Raw genomic sequence first — 17,694 nt, forward strand, 5'->3', positions numbered from 1 at the left:
TCCGGTTAGGCTCATGACATGCATGCCTGGCCCGCTTCCGAGGTCCCCGCCCTGCCTGGTCAGGGCCGCGACCTGAGGATCCACGACACCGCGACCGGCGGTCTGGTCTCCCTCGACCCCGGTCCCGTCGCCCGTATCTACGTCTGCGGCATCACGCCGTACGACGCCACCCACATGGGGCACGCGGCGACCTACAACGCGTTCGACCTCGTTCAGCGCGTGTGGCTCGACACCAAGCGCCAGGTCCACTACGTCCAGAACGTCACCGACATCGACGACCCGCTCCTGGAGCGCGCCCAGCGGGACAGCGTCGACTGGGCCGCCCTCGCCGAGAAGGAGACGACCCTCTTCCGCGAGGACATGACCGCCCTCAGGATGCTGCCTCCGCGGCACTACATCGGCGCGGTCGAGGCGATACCCGGGATCGTCCCGCTCGTCGAACGGCTGCGGGACGCGGGCGCCGCGTACGAGCTCGAAGGGGACGTCTACTTCTCCGTCGAGTCCGACCCGAACTTCGGCAAGGTCTCGAACCTCGACGCCGCCGCCATGCGGCTGCTGTCCGCCGAGCGCGGCGGCGACCCGGACCGTCCGGGCAAGAAGAACCCGCTCGACCCGATGCTGTGGCTGGCCGCCCGTGAGGGCGAGCCCAGCTGGGACGGCGGCTCGCTGGGCCGCGGCCGGCCCGGCTGGCACATCGAGTGCGTCGCCATCGCCCTGGACCACCTGGGCATGGGCTTCGACGTCCAGGGCGGCGGCTCCGACCTCGCCTTCCCGCACCACGAGATGGGCGCCTCCCACGCCCAGGTGCTCACCGGCGAGTTCCCCATGGCCAAGGCGTACGTCCACGCCGGCATGGTCGCCCTGCACGGCGAGAAGATGTCCAAGTCCAAGGGCAACCTGGTCTTCGTGTCGAAGCTGCGCTACGACGGCGTCGACCCGGCCGCGATCCGGCTCGCCCTGCTGGCCCACCACTACCGGGCCGACTGGGAGTGGACCGACCAGGTGCTCCAGGACGCCGTCGCGCGGCTCGGTGCCTGGCGTGCGGCCGTCTCCCGACCCGACGGGCCCGCCGCCGACGCCCTGGTCGAGGAGATCCGCGAGGCCCTCGCCACCGACCTCGACACCCCCACCGCGCTCGCCGCCGTGGACCGCTGGGCGGCGTCCCAGCAGGACCAGGGCGGCACGGACGAGGGCGCACCCGGCCTCGTGTCGCGCGCGGTGGACGCGCTGCTCGGCGTAGCCCTGTAAGCGGGGCACAGGCAAAGGGCGCTTCCTTCGCGTGAAGGAAGCGCCCTTCGTGTCACCCGGTGCCCGTCAGAGCTTGCGGATCTGGATGCTGCGCAGGATCTGCGGGGTCTGCGAGTCCCAGATACCGATGACCTGGTGGCCGAAGGCGAAGGCCTCCTGGACCTGGTCGTGGGTCTGGGCGTTCGGGTTGAACAGGACCCTCACCTGGTTGTTGATCACCAGGGCGATCAGGCTGGGCTGGCCCGGCAGCGGCTGGACGACGTCGATGTAGCCGGTGGCGATGCCGGCCTGCAACGCCTGCTGCTGGACCTGCTGCTGGATGTACTGGACGGCGATCTGGGCGATCTGCTGGAGCTGCTGTTGCACCTGCTGCTCGACCTGCTGTTGCTGGCCCTGCTGCTGGCCCATTTGCTGCTGGAACGGCTGCTGTTGGCCGAGCTGCTGGAGCAGTTGCTGGAACGGCTGCTGCTGGCCGAGCTGCTGGAGCTGCTCCAGCGAGCCGCTGCCCATGCCGAACGGCTGCTGGCCCTGCTGCCCGTACGGCTGTTGCTGCTGGCCGAAGCCCTGCTGACCGTATCCCTGCTGGCCGAACGGCTGCTGCTGTTGCTGCTGGTACGGCGAAGTGCTCGGGAACTGCTGTCCCTGCTGTTGTCCCAGTTGGCTCATCTGCGGGGTGGTGCTCATGCGGGTGCCACCTTCCCTGGATGGTTGGGATGTGCCGACCGTCAGCCCGTGACGACCAGGCCGACGATCTCGTCGTCCGCGAACCACACGCGGACGTCGGGACGTCCCCCCGCGAAGGCGGAGTGCACCGCCTGGCGGATCTCGGGGGACGGGTGGTTCAGGTTCCGCCAGCCGCCGGCCACGAACAGCCGGAGCCTGGGCGGGAGTTCGCGCGGGTACGGCAGGAGTTCGTCCCAGTACCGCTCGGCCTGGCCGGAGCCGACCGCGTGCGGCAGCAGATGGGTCACCGCCGCCTTGATGTCGGGCCGGCTGCCGATCCGCTGGGACGCGGGCCGGCCCGGCGCGTCCTGCTGCGGGGCCCCGGTCGCCCGCAGCACCGCGCGGGCCCGCTCCGGGGACAGCGGCGCCTGGGCGGCCGCCCGGAGCATGCCCTGGAGTGCGGCCAGAGCGCCGACCACCATCGGGGAGGCCGAGGAGGTCCCGGAGAACGTGTCCGTGTACCAGGCGATCTCCTCGGGCCCGCCCTGGAGGTCGCCGGGCCTGTCCCAGAAGCCGCCGGTGGTCGTGACCTCGCGTCCCCAGCCCTGGGCGTCCACGCGGGCACCGTAGTTGGAGAACGCGAGCCTGGAGCGGTCCGGTCCGTGGTCGCGGCCGTGCGTGCCGGGCGGCGGGGCGCCCGCGCCGACCAGGACGGCGCCGGAGGACTGGTTGGACGGGTTGAACGGGTTGCGCCACCAGTCGGGGAATTCGTCGGGGCGGCGCTCGTAGACCGCGTCGTCGAGGGACTCGCCGCCGTTGCCGGCGGCCGCCACGACGAGGATGCCCTTGGCGGTGGCGTAGCGGACGGCCGCGAAGTCGTCCGGCCACCACTCCAGGGCGACGTAGCCGCGCTGGTCGTCGCGCTCGGCGAACTCCGACCGCGGTCCGGGCCGGTGGAGTTCGACGAGGACGATGTCACCGGGGCCCAGCCGGTCCGCCGCCGCGTGGATCGCGGCCGCGGTGCCGATGCCCTGGAAGGACGCGGCCGCGGTGGTCGCCTCCGGCACGATGCCGGTGACGCCGTGCTCGCCCTGGTCGCCGCCGATCACGCCGATCACGGCGGTGCCGTGGTTGCGCCAGGCGATGTCGGTCAGCGGGGTGCCGACCACGACACCGGCCAGCTTGGCCGCCAGGTCCTCGTGGCCCAGCTGCCAGGAGCCCTCGACGTCGATCACCGTCACGCCCTGACCGGTCCCGCCGGGCCGCTGCCAGGCCCAGTGCGCGTCGACCCCCTCGGGAGCCGGCCGCAGATAGCCCTGCCGGCTGCTGAAGTCCGGGGTGACCGGGGCGCCTTCCTTCAGCCGCCCGCTCTCCTCGCCGACCTGCCCGACGGCGGCCGGCACGGCGGGCGGCTTCACGTACGCCGTGTCGATGCCCGGCAACGCGGCGATCCGCGACCGCAGTTCCGGGGCACGGCTGCGGTCGCCGCGCACCCGGTAGAACAGCGCGAGATCGGGCACGTTCCCGGAGTCGGCCGCGGCCGACTGCTGCAACCTCTCCTCGCTTCCGAACAGCGGCTCCAGAGCGAGCTGTTCGTCGCTGAGGAACATGTTGAGGGCCGACACGTCGGCGCCCGCCGCCGACCGGACGTCCTCGGCCCGGGCGCGCAGCCGGGCCTCGGGACGGGCGACCACGATCAGTTCCTGCTCGGCCCCTCGATAGGTGAATCCCGCGCCGTCGGGCCCCGGCCCGGAGGCTCCCGGGCCCTGCGCCGGCTGTACCTGGTCCGTCATCGGGTACCGCTCCCTTCGGTCCTTGCGGGTGCCTGGTTGCGGGTTGGTGCGCCTCCGAGGGACAACCAAGCACTCCTGCGGCCCGCCGTCCACCCCTCGTTTCGTGAACTTGGTTTGGAAACAGTTGAATTGGGTAACGTGTGCAATCCGTCCTGAAACAGATGTCACGCCACAATCCGGCCAAAGACTGCGGGGGTGGCTGTCGTGTGATGGGGTGGCAGGCGTCTGTTGACCGTCCGGCCGGCCCTCCGCCGGCCCCTGGCAGAAGGACGCACCGTGGCACCCACAGACCGTTCCTTCGCACGTCGAAGACTCCTCACCGCGACCGCCGCGCTGACCGGGACAGCGCTGCTCGGCGGCACGGCCCACGCGGCCGAAAAGCCCAAGGGCGCCTGGCCCGACCGGTTCCCGCTGCCCGACGGCTTCCAGCCCGAGGGCATCGCCATCGGCACCCGGCCCTTCGGGTACTTCGGTTCCCTGGCCGACGGCGCCGTCTACCGGGCGAGCCTCGCCACCGGCCGCGGCTCCGTGATCAGCAAGGGCCTCGGCGCGGGGCACCAGACCGTCGGCCTGAAGATCGACCGCCAAGGCCGCCGGCTGTTCCTCGCCGGCGGCGGCAGCGGCGAGATCCGCACGGTGGACGTCCGCTCCGGCGAGATCGAGAAGGTGTACGCCACCGGCGGCACCTTCGTGAACGATGTGATCCTCACCCCGGGCGCCGCCTGGTTCACCGACTCGTTCCAGCCACAGCTCTACAAACTGACCAGGGCCGGCGTGGAGACCGTCCCGCTGACCGGCGACTGGGTCCAGGGTGACGACTTCACCGCCAACGGCATCGAGCGCACCCCCGACGGCCGCGCCCTGCTCGTGGTGAACGCCTTCGCCGACGGCGGCACCCTCGAACGGGTCGACCCGCGCACCGGAGCCGCCCGCGCGGTCGACCTCGGCGGGTCCAAGATCCCTAACGGGGACGGCCTGTTGCTGCTCGGCAGGATCCTCTACGTCGTCCAGCAGCAGCAGAACGCGATCGATGTGTTCCGGCTGAACGCCACCGGCACGAAGGGCACGGCGATCACCAGGATCACCGACTCCCGCTTCCGTATCCCGACGACCGTCGCGGCCTGGGGCGAGAAGCTGTATCTGCCCAACGCCCGCTTCGACGTGGAACCGGCACCCGACACCGAGTACGACGTGGTGGCGGTACCGCAGGTGTGACCGTGAGGAGGGCGGTGCGCACCGCCCTCCTCCGTCTCACTCCTCCGACGACTCCTCGTCGTCCGTGCCGCCGCCCGCCTTCGGCGGCTTCGGCGGCCGTGCGCGACCGCTGGGGTTGTCCCGCAGATACGACGTACCGTCGCCGCTCTCGGTCGCGTGCCCGCCCGGCGGGGTCGGCCCGCCGCCGTCCCGTCTGCGCAGATACCGCTCGAACTCGCGGGCGATCGCCTCACCCGACGCCTCCGGCAGCTCGGCGGTGTCCCGGGCCTCCTCCAGCGTCTGCACGTACTCGGCGACCTCGGTGTCCTCGGCGGCCAGCTGGTCCACACCCACCTGCCAGGCGCGCGCGTCCTCGGGCAGCTCGCCCAGCGGGATGCGTACGTCGATCAGGTCCTCCAGCCGGTTCAGCAGCGCCAGCGTCGCCTTCGGGTTCGGCGGCTGCGACACGTAGTGCGGTACGGCCGCCCAGAGGCTGACCGCCGGTACGCCCGCGTGCGTGCACGCCTCCTGGAGGACGCCGACGATGCCCGTGGGGCCCTCGTACTTGGTCTCCTCCAGGTCCATGCGCTGGGCCAGGTCCGGGTCGGACGTGGTCCCGCTGATCGGGACCGGACGCGTGTGCGGAGTGTCTCCGAGCAGGGCGCCCAGGATCACGACCAGCTCCACGCCCAGCTCGTGGGCGAAGCCGAGGAGCTCGTTGCAGAACGAGCGCCAGCGCATGGACGGTTCGATACCTCGGACCAGGACGAGATCACGCGGTTTGTCGCCGCCGACGCGCACGACCGACAGTCGGGTCGTGGGCCAAGTGATCTTGCGCACACCGCCGTCCATCCACACCGTGGGGCGGTTCACCTGGAAGTCGTAGTAGTCCTCGGCGTCCAGCGCCGCGAACACCTCGCCCTTCCATTCCCTGTCCAGATGCGCGACCGCGGTGGAGGCGGCGTCGCCGGCATCGTTCCAGCCCTCGAACGCGGCCACCATGACCGGGTCGATCAGCTCGGGTACCCCCTCGAGCTCGATCACCCAGTGCCTCCTTCCGACGTGCCCTCACGTACGCCCCAACCTTACGGCGTCCAACGGGGGCGTCCGCAGCCCCCTTGCACGGGGGAGTGAACGCATCACTGCCCCATTAGCCACCCCGGAACACCCCTCATTCCTCGGATCTGTACCGGATCACCGAGCCCGACTGTCCCTACAGCGGCCAGGTGACCCGGGTAGACGTCGGATGATCTGGAGAGCTCCGATGACCAGCGGGATTGTTCCCTCACTCGTGTGGCGGTACGGCGACCAGGGCGCCCGACGTGGGGCTCGTGCGCAACTCTTCGTCGGGTGAGCGGAGTTGCCCCAGAGGCGCGGCTACGGCGTGTCGGGATCGTGCACCTGTTCCTGTTCGGCACGGGACCGCGGGGGCACTGGTGGCGGCTCTGCATGTCCAGGACCCCGCGGCCGTGGTCGCCGCGCGGGCGGTGGACCCCGATCTGGTGGAGGTGGCACCTGCGGGCGGGGTGGAGGAGATCGGGGACGGGATCGTCGGCGTCGTGCTCTGCTTCGTGCTCCAGGGCATGCGGATGGCACCCGTGGACCTCGGAGCCCCGGTCGACGCATGGCCCTGCTGCACGGCGGCTCGCCGCTGCATCACCCTGCGGTGGGGCCTCCCGCGCGATGTCGTCGCTTTCCTCGCCGACGCCCACGAACACCGCGGTGTCCTCCGCCGCGTCGGCGCCGTCCGCCAGTTCACAGCGAGGCCCGCAGCCACTGCTCCACGCTCGCGATATGCACCGTCGCCCACGACCTGGCCGCCTCCGCGTCGCGGTCCCGGAGCGCGGCGAGGATCATGCGGTGCTCGTGCAGGGTGCGGCTGACCGCGTCCTCCTGGGTCAGGCCCCGCCAGATGCGAGCCCGGGTCGTGGGGCCCGACAGACCGTCGAGGAGGGAGCAGAGGACGGAGTTGCCGGAGCTCTGCACGATGCCCCGGTGGAAGTCGAGGTCGCAGGCGACCAGTTCCTCCACCGACGGCTCGGCGCCCAGCTTGTCCAACTGGGCCGACAGCGCGTCGAGTTGCTGCTCACTGATCCGCAGCGCCGCCATCGAGGTCGCGGCCGGCTCCAGGATGCGGCGTACGGCCAGGAACTCCAGGACCGTGTCGTCGCGGTGGAAGTCGACGACGAAGCTCAGCGCCTCCAGGAGGAGTTGAGGATCCAGGCTCGTCACATACGTGCCGTCGCCCTGCCGCACGTCTAGGATCCGGATCAGCGACAGGGCACGCACCGCCTCCCGCAGGGAGTTGCGGGACAGCCCGAGCTCGGAGGCCAGCTCGCTCTCCTTGGGGAGCCGGTCGCCGGGGCGCAGGGCGCCCGAGACGATCATGTCCTTGATCTTCTCGATCGCCTCGTCGGTGACTGCCATGGCCGGCCTCCCTGTGGTTCCCGCATGCCCGTCAAGACATCCGATGTCTTACGTCATTATGGGGGCCGACCTGCCGATCGGAGTGCCGAACGCCCCGCTCGGAGTGCTGAACGCCCCGCTCGGACAAGAGTTCAGACCAGGGCCTCCAGGCCGGCGATCACCGCGCGCTCGTCGAGCGTCGTCAGCACCCGGTCCCGCAGGAGGACCCGCCCGTCGACGACGGTGTCCCGTACGTCCGCCGAGTGCGCCGCGTACGCGAGCGTCGACCACGGATCGTGCAGCGGCCGCAGATGCGGCGCGCCCAGGTCGAGCACGACGAGGTCGGCCCGCTTCCCGGCCTCCAGCGAACCCAGCTGCTCCCCGAGCCCCAGCGCCCGCGCGCCCTCGATCGTCGCCATGCGTACGGCCTGCTCGGCGCCGACCGCAGTCGGGTCACCGCCCGCCTTGTGCACCAGCGCCGCCTGCCGCACCGCCCCCAGCACATCCAGCGTGTTGGAGCTGACGGCCCCGTCCGTACCGAGCCCGACGGTCACCCCGGCGCTCAGCAGCCGCGGCACCGGCGCGATCCCGCAGCCCAGCTTCAGGTTGGACACCGGGCAGTGGGCGACCGACGTCCCGGTGCGGGCCAGCGCCGCGATCTCCGGGCCCGTCAGATCCACCGCGTGCGCGAGCAGCACGTCCGGGCCGAGCAGACCGAGCGAATCGAGCAACTCCACCGGCCGCTTGCCGTACTTGACCTCGACGGTGGCGACCTCGGTCGCGTTCTCCGAGGCGTGGATGTGCAGCAGGGCCCCGAACTCCCGGGCCAGCGCGAAGATCTCGGTGAGCTGGTCAGGGCTCAGGGTGTACGTGGAGTGCGCGAAGAGGATCGGGCGGGTGCCGGGGCGGGCCGTGCCACGGGCCTCCAGATCCCGGCGCGCCCACTCCAGGCGGTGCTCGTAGGCGAGACCGTCCGGCGGTTCCGGCACGTCCATGAACGTGGGCCCGGTGTGCAGCCGCCAGCCCGCCTCCCGGGCCGCCTGCTCGGCCGCCTCGTGGAACCAGTACATGTCGAGCGCCGAGGTCACCCCCGCCCGTACGCTCTCGGCGACCGCCAGCCGCACCGCCGCCGCCACGTTCTGCGGCGTCAGCAGCTCGGCCTCCCACTTGAGCACCCGCTCCAGGAAGCCTTGCAGGGTGACGTCGTCGGCGCGACCGCGCAGCAGGGTCATCGCGAGGTGGGTGTGCGTGTTGACCAGGCCGGGCAGGACCAGACAGCCCGCGGCGTCGATGGACTCGGCGGCCGTGAAGCGCGCACGCAGTTCCTCGGCGGGACCCACGGCGACGATCTCGCCCTCGTGGACGGCGACAGCCCCGTCCCGTACGACGGTTCCCTCGTCGTCCACGGTCAGCACATCGCCGCCGTGGACCAGCAGATCGATGCTCACGCCTGGTACTCCTCCGCCAGCAGCCGCAGCGCTTCGAGGGACACCACCGCGCCCCGCTCGACGCCCGCCGCGACGACATCGCGGTGCGGGTCGTAGGCGCTGGCGCCCTCCTCGTCCACCAGCTCGTCCGCGTTCGCCCCGTCGACGACGAGGACGCCGCCCGCGACCAGGCCGCGCAGCGACGCCGTGACCAGCAGCGCGGAGAGCTCCATCTCGATGGCGGCGAGGCCGGCACCGTCGTAGGAGAAGAGCGGGAGGAGGCCGGGCTGGAAGGCCGCCCGGGTCCAGACGATGCCGCGGTGGTGCGGGGCGTTCGCCGCGCGGGCCGCGCGCTGGAGCGCGATGACCGCCTCGGGGGAGGAGACCGCGGGGTACTCCGGCGGCAGCAGCTGCTGGGTGACGCCGTCGTCGCGGACGGCCGCCTCCGCGATGACGAGGTCGCCGTCGCCGATGCCCGGCTTCATCGCGCCCGCCGTACCGAACCGCAGGATGGTGCGGACGCCCGCGTCCGCGAGCTCCTGGAAGAGCAGGATCGCGCCCGGACCGCCCACCCCGTGCGAGGCGACGACGACCGGCAGGCCCTTCCAACTGCCGCTGAACGTACGGTATTCGCGGTGGTACGAGACCTCCTCCGCGCCGTCGAGCAGCTCGGCGACGGCCGCGGCACGCGCCGGGTCGCCGACGACGACCGCGTGCGCGGGCAGGCCGGTGCGGGGTATGCGGGTGATGGGAAGCAGGTCCTGCGTCATACGGCGGCTCCGGTGGACGGACGGGTACGGCGACGGCGCGCCGTCGTGAGGAAGAGGGCGCCGAGCGTGACGACGTACGGCGCGGCGTCGGTCGCCTGCTGCGGCAGGCCGAGACCCTGGAGGCGGAAGCCGGCTGCCTCGGCGAGGCCGAAGAGGAGCGCGGCGAGCAGCACACCCAGCGGCAGGGCGCGACCGAGCATGACGGCGACGACAGCGATCCAACCACGGCCCGCGGTCATGTTCTCGGTGAACAACGTGACGTTGCCGAGCGCGAGTTGGGCTCCGGCGAGACCGCACAGCACACCGGAGACCAGTACGGCCGCGTACTTGTACTTCGCCGGGCTCACCCCGAGCGTGGCCGCCGCGTCCGGCGCCTCGCCGACCCCGCGCAGCCTGAGGCCCCACACATGCCGTGACAGCATCACCGCGGCCACCGCGACCGCCGCCCACGACAGGTAGGCGAGCGGGCTGAGGCCGCCGATCAACGGGAGGCCGAGCAGGGACGGGTCGTCGAAGGTGCCCTGCACGCCGAAGACCGTACGCAGCAGGAAGCTGGTCAGGCCCACGGCCAGCAGGTTCATCGCGATGCCGAGAACCACCGCGTCCCCGCGCAGGGTCACCGTCCCGACCGCCAGGATCAGCGAGTACGCCGCCGCGGCCAGCGCCGCCGCGAGGACTCCCAGCCAGGGGCTGCCGGTGAACCAGCTGGTGGCCACCGCGGTGAAGCAGCCCATCAGCATCATGCCCTCGAGGCCGATGTTGAAGACGCCCGCACGCTCGCAGACGGCTCCGCCGAGCGCGGCCAGCAGGATCGGGGTCAGCGCCCGCAGCGCGGACATGAGGAGGTCGGAGTCGAAGAACATCACGCGGCCTCCTCGGCCTTGCGGCGCGCCAGGCGCGGGAACCGCAACCGGGCCGCCAGGAACACGATCACGATGGCCTGGAGCACCTGCGTCAGTTCCCGCGGCACCTCGGTCGTCCGCTCCATCGCGAGACCGCCGACCGAGAGGACGGCGAAGAAGAACGAGGCGATGACCGTGCCGAACGGGGCGGCGGCGGCCAGCAGCGCGGCCGTGAGTCCCGTCCAGGTGTAGCCCGGTGCGGTGAGCGAGCCGTCGACGAAGCGGTACGGGAAGCTCAACACCCCGATGGCGCCCACGAGTCCGGCGATCGCCCCCGACACGGACATCAACTTCAGGGTCAGGCCCCGGCGTTCGACACCCGCGTACGCGGAGAAGCGCGCGTTGAGACCCGTCATGCGTATCTCGTACCCGATGGCGGTCCGCCGGTCCGTGAACCAGTACGCGGCCGCCGCGAGCACGACCAGAACCAGTCCGAAGGTGACCGTGGAGTCACCGAAGGCGGGCAGCGCCACCCCGTCGGGCATCGCCCGCGTCTGCGGCAGGCTGGACCCGGGCTCCTTGAGCGGGTAGCGCGCCAGATAGGAGGCGAGCGACACCGCCGGGTAGCTCAGCAGCAGGCTGCTGACCAGGAGCGGGACACCGAGGTGGTTCTCGCACAGGGCGGCCAGCAGCGCGTACGCGGCGCCCGCCGCCATGCCCGCCAGCAGCGCGAGGACGACGGTGAGGGGCGCCGGCAGCGGGGAGTACAGGCCGGTCACGGCCGCGGTGATGCCGCCGAGGACCATCTGGCCGTCGCCGCCGAGGTTGATGAGCCCGGCACGCAGCGGGATCGCCAGTGCGAGGGCCATGCCGAGCACGCTGGTGACGGTGGTGAGCGTGGCGCCGATGCCGTCGGCGCCGAGCGAGCCGGTGAGGACCGCCTCGTACGCCGCGATCGGGTCCGCGCCGGTGCCGACCAGGAAGAGCGCGCCGATGAGGACGCCCGCGAGCACGGAGAAGGTGATGGGGGAGCGCAGGGCTCCGGATATCCGGTTGTTCATGTCAGTCGACGGCCTCCACCGTGACCTGGGCGCCCGCCATCGCGAGGCCCAGCGTCCGTTCGTCCGCCTCGTCCTTGTCGTACGACGCCGTGATCCGGCCCTCGTACATGACCAGCACCCGGTCCGCCAGGCCCCGGATCTCGCTCAGCTCGGCCGAGACGAGAAGGACGGCGTGACCGGCGTCGCGGTAGGCGATCAGCTGGTCGTGGATGTTCTGGATGGCGCCGATGTCGACACCGCGGGTGGGCTGCTCTACGAGCAACAGCGGTGAGTCATGGGCGAGTTCGCGGCCGATCAGCAGCTTCTGGAGATTGCCGCCGGACAGCGCGGAGGCGGGCACCTCGGGGCTCGACGCCTTGACGCCGAACTGCTCGATCAGTCGCTTCGCGTGCTCGCGGACCGCCGTCGGCGGCAGCAGGCCGCGGGAGGACAGGGACGTACGGTGGTGGCCCATCGCGAGGTTCTCGGCGACCGACGCCGCAGGCGCCGTACCGACCGCGTGCCGGTCCTCCGGGACGTACGCCAGGCCCTTGAGGCGGCGTTCGGTGGCGGAGGCGTGGGTGATGTCCTCGTTCTTGAGGGTCACCCGTCCCGCGGTGGTCGGCCGCAGACCGGCCAGCGCCTCGACCAGCTCGCTCTGGCCGTTGCCCGCGACGCCCGCGATGCCGACGATCTCGCCGGCGCGGACGGTGAGTCCGGCGTCACGCACCCCGTCGGTGGTGAGGCCGGTCACGTCCAGTACGGCGTCACCGGGTGTGCCCTCGGCGTGGACACGGTCGAGTTCGACCGCGCGGCCGGTCATCGCCGCCGCGATCTCGTCGGCGGAGGTCTCCGCGGTGACCAGCCGGGCGACCACCCGGCCGTCGCGCAGGACGGTCACGTGGTCGCTGCCCTCCAGCACCTCGCGGAGCTTGTGCGTGACGAGGATCACCGTACGGCCCTGTGCGGCCAGCGACTTGAGCACCGCGAACAGGGCGTCGGCCTCGGCCGGGGTGAGCACCGCCGTCGGCTCGTCGAGGATCAGCGTGCGGGCGCCGCGGTGCACCAGCTTGAGGATCTCCACCCGCTGGCGCAGCCCCACGGGCAGCTCGCCGACCCGCGCGTCCGGGTCCACGGCGAGGCCGTGCTCCTCGGCGAGCTCACGCACCCGGCGGCGGGCCGCGGCACGGTCCACCAGGCCGAAGCGGCGCGGCTCGGCGGCGTAGACGACGTTCTCGGCGACCGTCAGCGAGTCGAACAGCTTGAAGCTCTGGTGGACCATGCCGAGCCCGGCGGCCATCGCGTCGGACGGGCTGCCGAAGCGGACGTCCCGACCGTCGATACGGATCGTCCCGGCATCCGGACTCTCCATGCCGTACAGGATGGACATGAGCGTGGACTTGCCCGCGCCGTTCTCGCCCATCAGGGCGTGGATCTCGCCGTGGCGGACGCTCAGGTCCACGGAGTCGTTGGCGAGCGTGCCGGGGAACCGCTTGGTGATTCCCCGGAGCTCGACAGCGGGGCTCTCGACGTCAGCTCGCGGCGGGGTCATCGACCTTCAGCTCTCCGGAGACGATCTGGTCGCGCAGCTTCTCGACCTTCGCCAGGACGTCCTTGTGGTCGGCGATCACGCACTTCGACGAGTCGACGCCGTCCTCCAGGCCGGTCAGGCTGATGCCGCCCTCCTTGAGGCCGTAGGAGACGGTGCCCGTCTTTCCGGCCAGGACCGACTCGATGCCCTTCTCCACGGCGACGTCCGTGCGCTTGATCACGTTGTCGACGACGGTGCCCGGCGCCGAGACGCACTGGTTGACGTCGACGCCGTACGCGTAGGCGCCCTTGGCCTTCGCGGCCTCGAAGACGCCGTAGTTGCCGGCCGCGGCGGCCGCCATGATCTGGTCGTAGCCCTTGGAGAGCAGGGTGTTTGCCTGCTCCTTGGCGCGCGCCGAGTCGTCGAAGGGGGACTGGCCGCCGACGAAGCGCGTGGACGTCTCGGTCTTGGCGGCGACCTTCTTGGCGCCGGCCGCGAACGGGTCGCTGTAGCGGCGGAACTGGGGCGTGTCGAGGACGTCGACCGCGCCGACCTTGCCGGACTTGCTCAGCAGACCGGCCTCGGCGCCCGCGAGGTAGACGCCCTCGTGCTCGCGGAAGACCGCGCAGCTGACGTTCTCGAAGGTCTTGGTGGTGCAGGCGTCGATGATCAGGAACTGCTGCTTCGGGTTCTTCTCGGCCTGCTGCGCGACGATGTCGGCGAACTCGAAGCCGACCAGCACGATGACGTCCGGCTTGGCGTCGACCGCGGCCTGGACGTTCTGCTGCTGGGAGGCGGTGTCCGTGGACTCGTAGACCTTCTGCGAGCCGTCGTGCTGCTTCGCCGCGTCCTTGACGCCGCTGACGGCGAGCTTCAGGAACTCGTTCTGGCCGACGGCGTCGGGCGTGACGAGGGTGAAGGTCTTGCCGCCGCTCTTGGCGGAGTCGGCGGAGGTGTCGTTCTTCGCGGCGGCGTTGCAGGCGGTGGCCGCGGTGACCATGAGGGCGGTGGCGGCGGCGATCTGCAGGGAGCGGCGGTGTCTACGGGACATCGGGGGACCTTCCGGGTACGGCGACGCGGGCTCCGGCGGGAGCGCGAGGAGGGTGAGCGGCGGAGAGTGAGAGAGGGACGCTGCAGCGGGGACGGGTCAGCGTCGACAGCCGTCACCGGCACACCGGCCGAAGTCGAGGAAACGGCGCTTGGTCAGCAGCACGGGCTTCCTCCTCCGTCTCGGTCTGCGGACTGATTGCCGGACAGTAGCATCCGTTTCCGGACACCTGCCCGACTGTCTCGAACTATGGTTCTCCCAGGTCATGTACCGTGGCCGGACACCACCGGAACATCAGGAGTGTCCCGATATGTCCCAGGAATTGCGTGCCGTCGACTGGACCGGAGACGGTCTCGCACTCATCGACCAGACGCTGCTCCCGCATCGCAACGAGACGATGGCTGTCCGCGATGTGGACACTCTGGTCGACGCGATCCAGCGGCTCGTGGTGCGCGGCGCTCCCGCGATCGGCGCGGCCGGCGCGTACGGCGTCGCCCTCGCGCTGGTGCAGGGCGAGCGCGAGGGCTGGACGGCGGACGAGATACGGGCCGCCGTCGCCCGCATCCGGGAGGCCCGGCCCACCGCCGTCAACCTGATGGTGTGCGTGGACCGCGTGATGACCCGCTTCGACGAGGGCCTGGACGCCGTCCTGGCGGAGGCCGTCGCCGTCCAGCGCGAGGACGTCGAGGCGAACCGGGCGATGGGCGCCCACGGCGCCGACTGGCTGCTCGAAACGGTGGGCGTCGACCGGCCGTTGCGCATCCTGACCCACTGCAACACCGGCGCCCTTGCGACAGCCGGGTGGGGCACGGCACTCGGCGTCATCCGCGAACTCCACGCGCGCGGACGCCTGGAGGTCGTCTACGCCGACGAGACCCGCCCCCTGCTCCAGGGATCCCGCCTCACCGCCTGGGAGTTGGTCCAGGAAGGCATCCCGCACTACGTCCAGGCCGACGGCGCCGCCGCCGGCACCATCCTGCGCGGCGAGGTCGACGCGGCGATCGTCGGCGCGGACCGCATCGCCGCCAACGGCGACACCGCGAACAAGGTCGGCACGGTGGGCGTGGCACTCGCGTGCGCGGACGCCGGGATCCCGTTCCTGGTGGCGGCGCCGACCACGACCGTGGACCTGTCGACCAAGACCGGCGACGAGATCCACATCGAACTCCGCGGCGAGGACGAGGTGTTGGAGTGGGGCGGGGTGCGGACCGCGCCCGCCGAGTCGCGCGGTCACAACCCGGCGTTCGACGTGACGCCGGGGCGCCTGGTGACCGGACTGGTCACGGAACGGGGCGTGCTGGACGTGGCGTCCGGTCAACTGCCCGGCGAATACCTGAAGTAGGGAAAGAGGGGGACCCCCGAGGCCGGGGGTCCCCCTCTTTTCTTCCCCTGTGCTCAGCGCTGCGAGAGCTCCAACTCCAGCAGCCACTCCACGACTTCGGTGTGATGCCTGGCCTGACGGGGATCCGAACCCCACACGTACAGCCCGTGCCCCGCGACCACCACCGCCGGCATCCGCGGATCCCGCGCGGCCTCCAGACGGTCCCCGAGCACCTTCATGTCCTGGCTGTTGGCGATGACCGGCAGCGTCACCTCGACGTCGTGCGCGGGCTGGCCGACGCCCTTGAGCATCTCCACGTCCTTGAAGACGATCCCGCCCGGCTCCCGCCGGCCCATGGCCACGGAGGCGACCGTGTGCACATGCACCACGGCCCCGGCCCCCGTCAGCGCGGCGACCCGCGCGTGCAGCTCGGCCTCCGCGGACGGCTTGCCGCCCCGCACCGCGGCGCCCTGGCCGTCGACCAGCACCACGTCCGCGGGCGTCAGTTCGCCCTTGTCGTGGCCGCTGGCCGTCACAGCCAGCCGCAGCGGCTCACGGGTGAGCACGACGGACAGGTTGCCGGAGGTGCCCCGCATCCAGCCGAAGCCGGCGAAGCGCGCGGACTCGGCGGCGAGGACCGCCCCCGCCTCCTCCAGGTCCAGTTCGGTGATCTCGGCGGTCATACGGTGCTCCCGATGGTGCTGATGGTGATCTCGTCGAACGTCCCCGCCTCGGCGTGGTCGCCGACGCCCTGCTCGTAGTACGGCTCCCCGGGCCGCCGGATGCCGACGGCGTGCCAGCCGGCCGCGCGGGCCGCGTCCAGCTCGCCGGGGCGGTCGGAGAGGAAGAGGAGCCGCGAGGGCTCGACGCCGGTCGCCTCCGCGATACGGCGGTACGACTCCGGCTCCTGCTTGGGTCCCGCGTTCTCGGTGTCGTACAGACCGGAGACGAGCGAGGTGAGGTCGCCCTCCGGGCTGTTCGTGAACCACGCCCGCTGGGCGGCCACCGAGCCGGACGAGTAGACGTACAGCCCGGCGCCGGCCCCGTGCCAGGCACGCAGCCGCGGTACGACGTCGTCGTAGAAGTGCGAGACGAGGTCGCCGCGCGCGAAGCCCTCGGACCAGATGATGCCCTGGAGGGTCTTGAGCGGCGTGGCCTTGACGTCGGCGTCGAGCCAGGCGTTCAGGGCCTTCTCCACCGCGGCCGCACCGGCCTGCGGATCGCCGAGCTCCGTACGCACCTGCGCGACGGCCCGCGCCACCTCCGGATCGCCGGCCCGCTCGCTCAGCAGCTCGCCGAAACGGGAGCGCGAGTACGGGTACAGCACGTCGACGACGAAGCCCGTGGCGCTCGTGGTGCCCTCGATGTCGAGCACCACGGCGTCCACGTCGTACGTCAGGCCCCGCAACGTCACGCGGCGGCCTTGTCTGCCTCGTAGCCGGCCGCGATCGTGTCGTAGTCCGGGAAGCGGCCGGCGATCGTCGAACCGGTGAAGTTGCCGATCCAGCCGTCCTCCTCGTGGAAGAAGCGGATCGCGGTGAACGACGGGCTGGTGCCCATGTCGAACCAGTGGGTGGTGCCGCGCGGCACGCCCAGCAGGTCGCCCTTCTCGCAGAAGACCGCGTGCACCTCGCCGCTCACGTGCAGATAGAAGATGCCGGAGCCGGAGACGAAGAAGCGGACCTCGTCATCGTCGTCGTGCGTGTGCTCCTGGAGGAACTTCGCGCGCGCGGCCGCGGCCTTCGCCGGGAACTCCGGGTCCTCGCTCGGGTGCAGACCGAGGACGTCGACGGTGGTGAAGCCCTCCTCGGCGTTCAGCTTGTCGATCTCCGGGCCGTACGCGGCGAACACCGTGTCGCTGTCGGCGTCGAACGGGACGTCCTCGCGGATCGGCCACTGCTCGTAGCGCACACCGAGCGGCTTGAGGGCCTCGGCGATCTCGGCGGGGTCCGAGGTGCGGCGGACCAGCGTCTCGGGGCCGGACTCGGACCAGGTCGTCAGCAGGGTCATGGGAGCAACTCCAGGCGTCTGGAAGGGATGTCCGAATACCGAGACAAGCACCGGACGGGCGGGGGAGGAAGAGGGCGGCGACGGACAGCTGTCAGCCGCGACACGCGGCGCCGGGACAGTGGCGGCGCATGCCGGGCATGCGCAGCGCTGTCGCGCGTGGTGTCGTCATCAGGGCCTCACTGGTCCGGGGTGGGGTACCGGTTTTGTGATGGTAACTCGACACGGCACGTCGACCGGGTGTGACGAAGTTGTTGTCTCAAGCAGTGAGAAAGCGTGTTCAGTGCTTTGACGAATGGCCGGAATCGTTCCCATGATCTCTCTATGAAGACGCTGCTGCTTGTGCGGCGGCTGCACGTGGATCTGCTCCGGACGGCCACGGCCAGCTGTCGCTGACCCCACCC

General features: G+C 71.5%; 16 protein-coding genes. 3 read left to right on the forward strand and 13 right to left on the reverse strand.

Translation table 11 applies throughout. The annotated features are described in order from the left end of the window. Positions 1–18 precede the first annotated feature (18 nt). The gene (gene mshC, locus HLK59_RS23755; RefSeq protein ID WP_171143527.1) at positions 19–1,248 is read left to right on the forward strand and encodes a cysteine--1-D-myo-inosityl 2-amino-2-deoxy-alpha-D-glucopyranoside ligase; all 1,230 of its coding nucleotides are present in this window, start codon (positions 19–21) and stop codon (positions 1,246–1,248) included. Positions 1,249–1,314: 66 nt separating this feature from the next. Here mshC and HLK59_RS23760 read toward each other — a convergent pair whose 3' ends face one another. Both HLK59_RS23760 and HLK59_RS23765 read right to left on the reverse strand, forming a co-directional pair. After that, positions 1,315–1,932, reverse strand: a complete 618-nt coding sequence (locus HLK59_RS23760) for a hypothetical protein (protein WP_171143528.1) — start codon at positions 1,930–1,932, stop codon at positions 1,315–1,317. Positions 1,933–1,973: 41 nt separating this feature from the next. Continuing rightward, on the reverse strand, positions 1,974–3,704 hold the full coding sequence (locus tag HLK59_RS23765) for a S8 family peptidase (protein WP_171143529.1): 1,731 nt from the start codon (positions 3,702–3,704) through the stop codon (positions 1,974–1,976). A 276-nt stretch (positions 3,705–3,980) separates the two neighbouring features. Here HLK59_RS23765 and HLK59_RS23770 point away from each other — a divergent pair, with 276 nt between their 5' ends. Further along, entirely contained in the window at positions 3,981–4,919 is a 939-nt protein-coding gene (locus HLK59_RS23770; RefSeq protein ID WP_171143530.1) for a superoxide dismutase, read from the forward strand. A gap of 36 nt (positions 4,920–4,955) precedes the next feature. On the opposite strand, the gene HLK59_RS23775 is transcribed toward HLK59_RS23770, so the two are convergent. The 8 genes from HLK59_RS23775 to HLK59_RS23810 all read right to left on the reverse strand — a co-directional run bounded on the left by HLK59_RS23775 (position 4,956) and on the right by HLK59_RS23810 (position 13,965). Further along, entirely contained in the window at positions 4,956–5,942 is a 987-nt protein-coding gene (locus HLK59_RS23775) for a PAC2 family protein (protein ID WP_171143531.1), read from the reverse strand. A gap of 711 nt (positions 5,943–6,653) precedes the next feature. Continuing rightward, entirely contained in the window at positions 6,654–7,325 is a 672-nt protein-coding gene (locus tag HLK59_RS23780; RefSeq protein WP_171143532.1) for a FadR/GntR family transcriptional regulator, read from the reverse strand. A gap of 131 nt (positions 7,326–7,456) precedes the next feature. Beyond that, a complete protein-coding gene (locus HLK59_RS23785) occupies positions 7,457–8,752 on the reverse strand; it encodes an amidohydrolase (RefSeq protein WP_171143533.1) in 1,296 nt (431 codons plus the stop codon). Next, positions 8,749–9,501 carry a nucleoside phosphorylase gene (locus HLK59_RS23790; protein ID WP_171143534.1) on the reverse strand — a complete coding sequence of 251 codons (753 nt, stop codon included), beginning with the start codon at positions 9,499–9,501 and terminating at the stop codon, positions 8,749–8,751. Before HLK59_RS23790 ends, HLK59_RS23785 begins: the two co-directional genes overlap by 4 nt. After that, the gene (locus tag HLK59_RS23795) at positions 9,498–10,364 is read right to left on the reverse strand and encodes an ABC transporter permease (RefSeq protein WP_171143535.1); all 867 of its coding nucleotides are present in this window, start codon (positions 10,362–10,364) and stop codon (positions 9,498–9,500) included. Before HLK59_RS23795 ends, HLK59_RS23790 begins: the two co-directional genes overlap by 4 nt. Further along, positions 10,364–11,404, reverse strand: a complete 1,041-nt coding sequence (locus tag HLK59_RS23800; RefSeq protein WP_171143536.1) for an ABC transporter permease — start codon at positions 11,402–11,404, stop codon at positions 10,364–10,366. The genes HLK59_RS23795 and HLK59_RS23800 overlap by 1 nt, the downstream gene beginning before the upstream one ends. Position 11,405: 1 nt before the next feature. After that, positions 11,406–12,935 (reverse strand): ABC transporter ATP-binding protein, encoded by a 1,530-nt coding sequence (locus tag HLK59_RS23805; RefSeq protein ID WP_171143537.1) that lies wholly within the window; start codon positions 12,933–12,935, stop codon positions 11,406–11,408. Next, entirely contained in the window at positions 12,916–13,965 is a 1,050-nt protein-coding gene (locus tag HLK59_RS23810; RefSeq protein ID WP_171143538.1) for a BMP family ABC transporter substrate-binding protein, read from the reverse strand. The genes HLK59_RS23805 and HLK59_RS23810 overlap by 20 nt, the downstream gene beginning before the upstream one ends. Positions 13,966–14,272: 307 nt before the next feature. Here HLK59_RS23810 and mtnA point away from each other — a divergent pair, with 307 nt between their 5' ends. Beyond that, positions 14,273–15,304 (forward strand): S-methyl-5-thioribose-1-phosphate isomerase, encoded by a 1,032-nt coding sequence (gene mtnA, locus HLK59_RS23815; protein ID WP_171143539.1) that lies wholly within the window; start codon positions 14,273–14,275, stop codon positions 15,302–15,304. A gap of 53 nt (positions 15,305–15,357) precedes the next feature. On the opposite strand, the gene mtnB is transcribed toward mtnA, so the two are convergent. From mtnB to HLK59_RS23830, 3 genes are read right to left on the reverse strand one after another with little or no spacing between them, the layout of a single operon-like run. Beyond that, positions 15,358–15,966 (reverse strand): methylthioribulose 1-phosphate dehydratase, encoded by a 609-nt coding sequence (gene mtnB / locus HLK59_RS23820; protein ID WP_171143540.1) that lies wholly within the window; start codon positions 15,964–15,966, stop codon positions 15,358–15,360. Continuing rightward, the gene (gene mtnC / locus HLK59_RS23825) at positions 15,963–16,697 is read right to left on the reverse strand and encodes an acireductone synthase (protein WP_171143541.1); all 735 of its coding nucleotides are present in this window, start codon (positions 16,695–16,697) and stop codon (positions 15,963–15,965) included. The genes mtnB and mtnC overlap by 4 nt, the downstream gene beginning before the upstream one ends. After that, positions 16,694–17,293: a cupin gene (locus HLK59_RS23830; RefSeq protein ID WP_171143542.1), complete on the reverse strand. Its 600-nt coding sequence runs from the start codon at positions 17,291–17,293 to the stop codon at positions 16,694–16,696. The genes mtnC and HLK59_RS23830 overlap by 4 nt, the downstream gene beginning before the upstream one ends. Positions 17,294–17,694: the final 401 nt, after the last annotated feature.

It is taken from the genome of Streptomyces sp. S3(2020), from assembly GCF_013044505.1.
In the GTDB taxonomy this organism is placed as follows: Bacteria; Actinomycetota; Actinomycetes; order Streptomycetales; family Streptomycetaceae; genus Streptomyces.

Excerpts from the sequence above, each read along its gene's own strand:
- HLK59_RS23765 (WP_171143529.1), bottom strand. The coding sequence starts at position 3,704 with ATGACGGACCAGGTACAGCCGGCGCAGGGCCCGGGAGCCTCCGGGCCG.
- mtnB (WP_171143540.1), bottom strand. The coding sequence starts at position 15,966 with ATGACCGCCGAGATCACCGAACTGGACCTGGAGGAGGCGGGGGCGGTC.
- HLK59_RS23795 (WP_171143535.1), bottom strand. The coding sequence starts at position 10,364 with ATGTTCTTCGACTCCGACCTCCTCATGTCCGCGCTGCGGGCGCTGACC.
- HLK59_RS23780 (WP_171143532.1), bottom strand. The coding sequence starts at position 7,325 with ATGGCAGTCACCGACGAGGCGATCGAGAAGATCAAGGACATGATCGTC.
- HLK59_RS23810 (WP_171143538.1), bottom strand. The coding sequence starts at position 13,965 with ATGTCCCGTAGACACCGCCGCTCCCTGCAGATCGCCGCCGCCACCGCC.
- HLK59_RS23790 (WP_171143534.1), bottom strand. The coding sequence starts at position 9,501 with ATGACGCAGGACCTGCTTCCCATCACCCGCATACCCCGCACCGGCCTG.
- HLK59_RS23805 (WP_171143537.1), bottom strand. The coding sequence starts at position 12,935 with ATGACCCCGCCGCGAGCTGACGTCGAGAGCCCCGCTGTCGAGCTCCGG.
- mshC (WP_171143527.1), top strand. The coding sequence starts at position 19 with ATGCATGCCTGGCCCGCTTCCGAGGTCCCCGCCCTGCCTGGTCAGGGC.
- HLK59_RS23830 (WP_171143542.1), bottom strand. The coding sequence starts at position 17,293 with ATGACCCTGCTGACGACCTGGTCCGAGTCCGGCCCCGAGACGCTGGTC.
- HLK59_RS23800 (WP_171143536.1), bottom strand. The coding sequence starts at position 11,404 with ATGAACAACCGGATATCCGGAGCCCTGCGCTCCCCCATCACCTTCTCC.
- HLK59_RS23760 (WP_171143528.1), bottom strand. The coding sequence starts at position 1,932 with ATGAGCACCACCCCGCAGATGAGCCAACTGGGACAACAGCAGGGACAG.
- mtnA (WP_171143539.1), top strand. The coding sequence starts at position 14,273 with ATGTCCCAGGAATTGCGTGCCGTCGACTGGACCGGAGACGGTCTCGCA.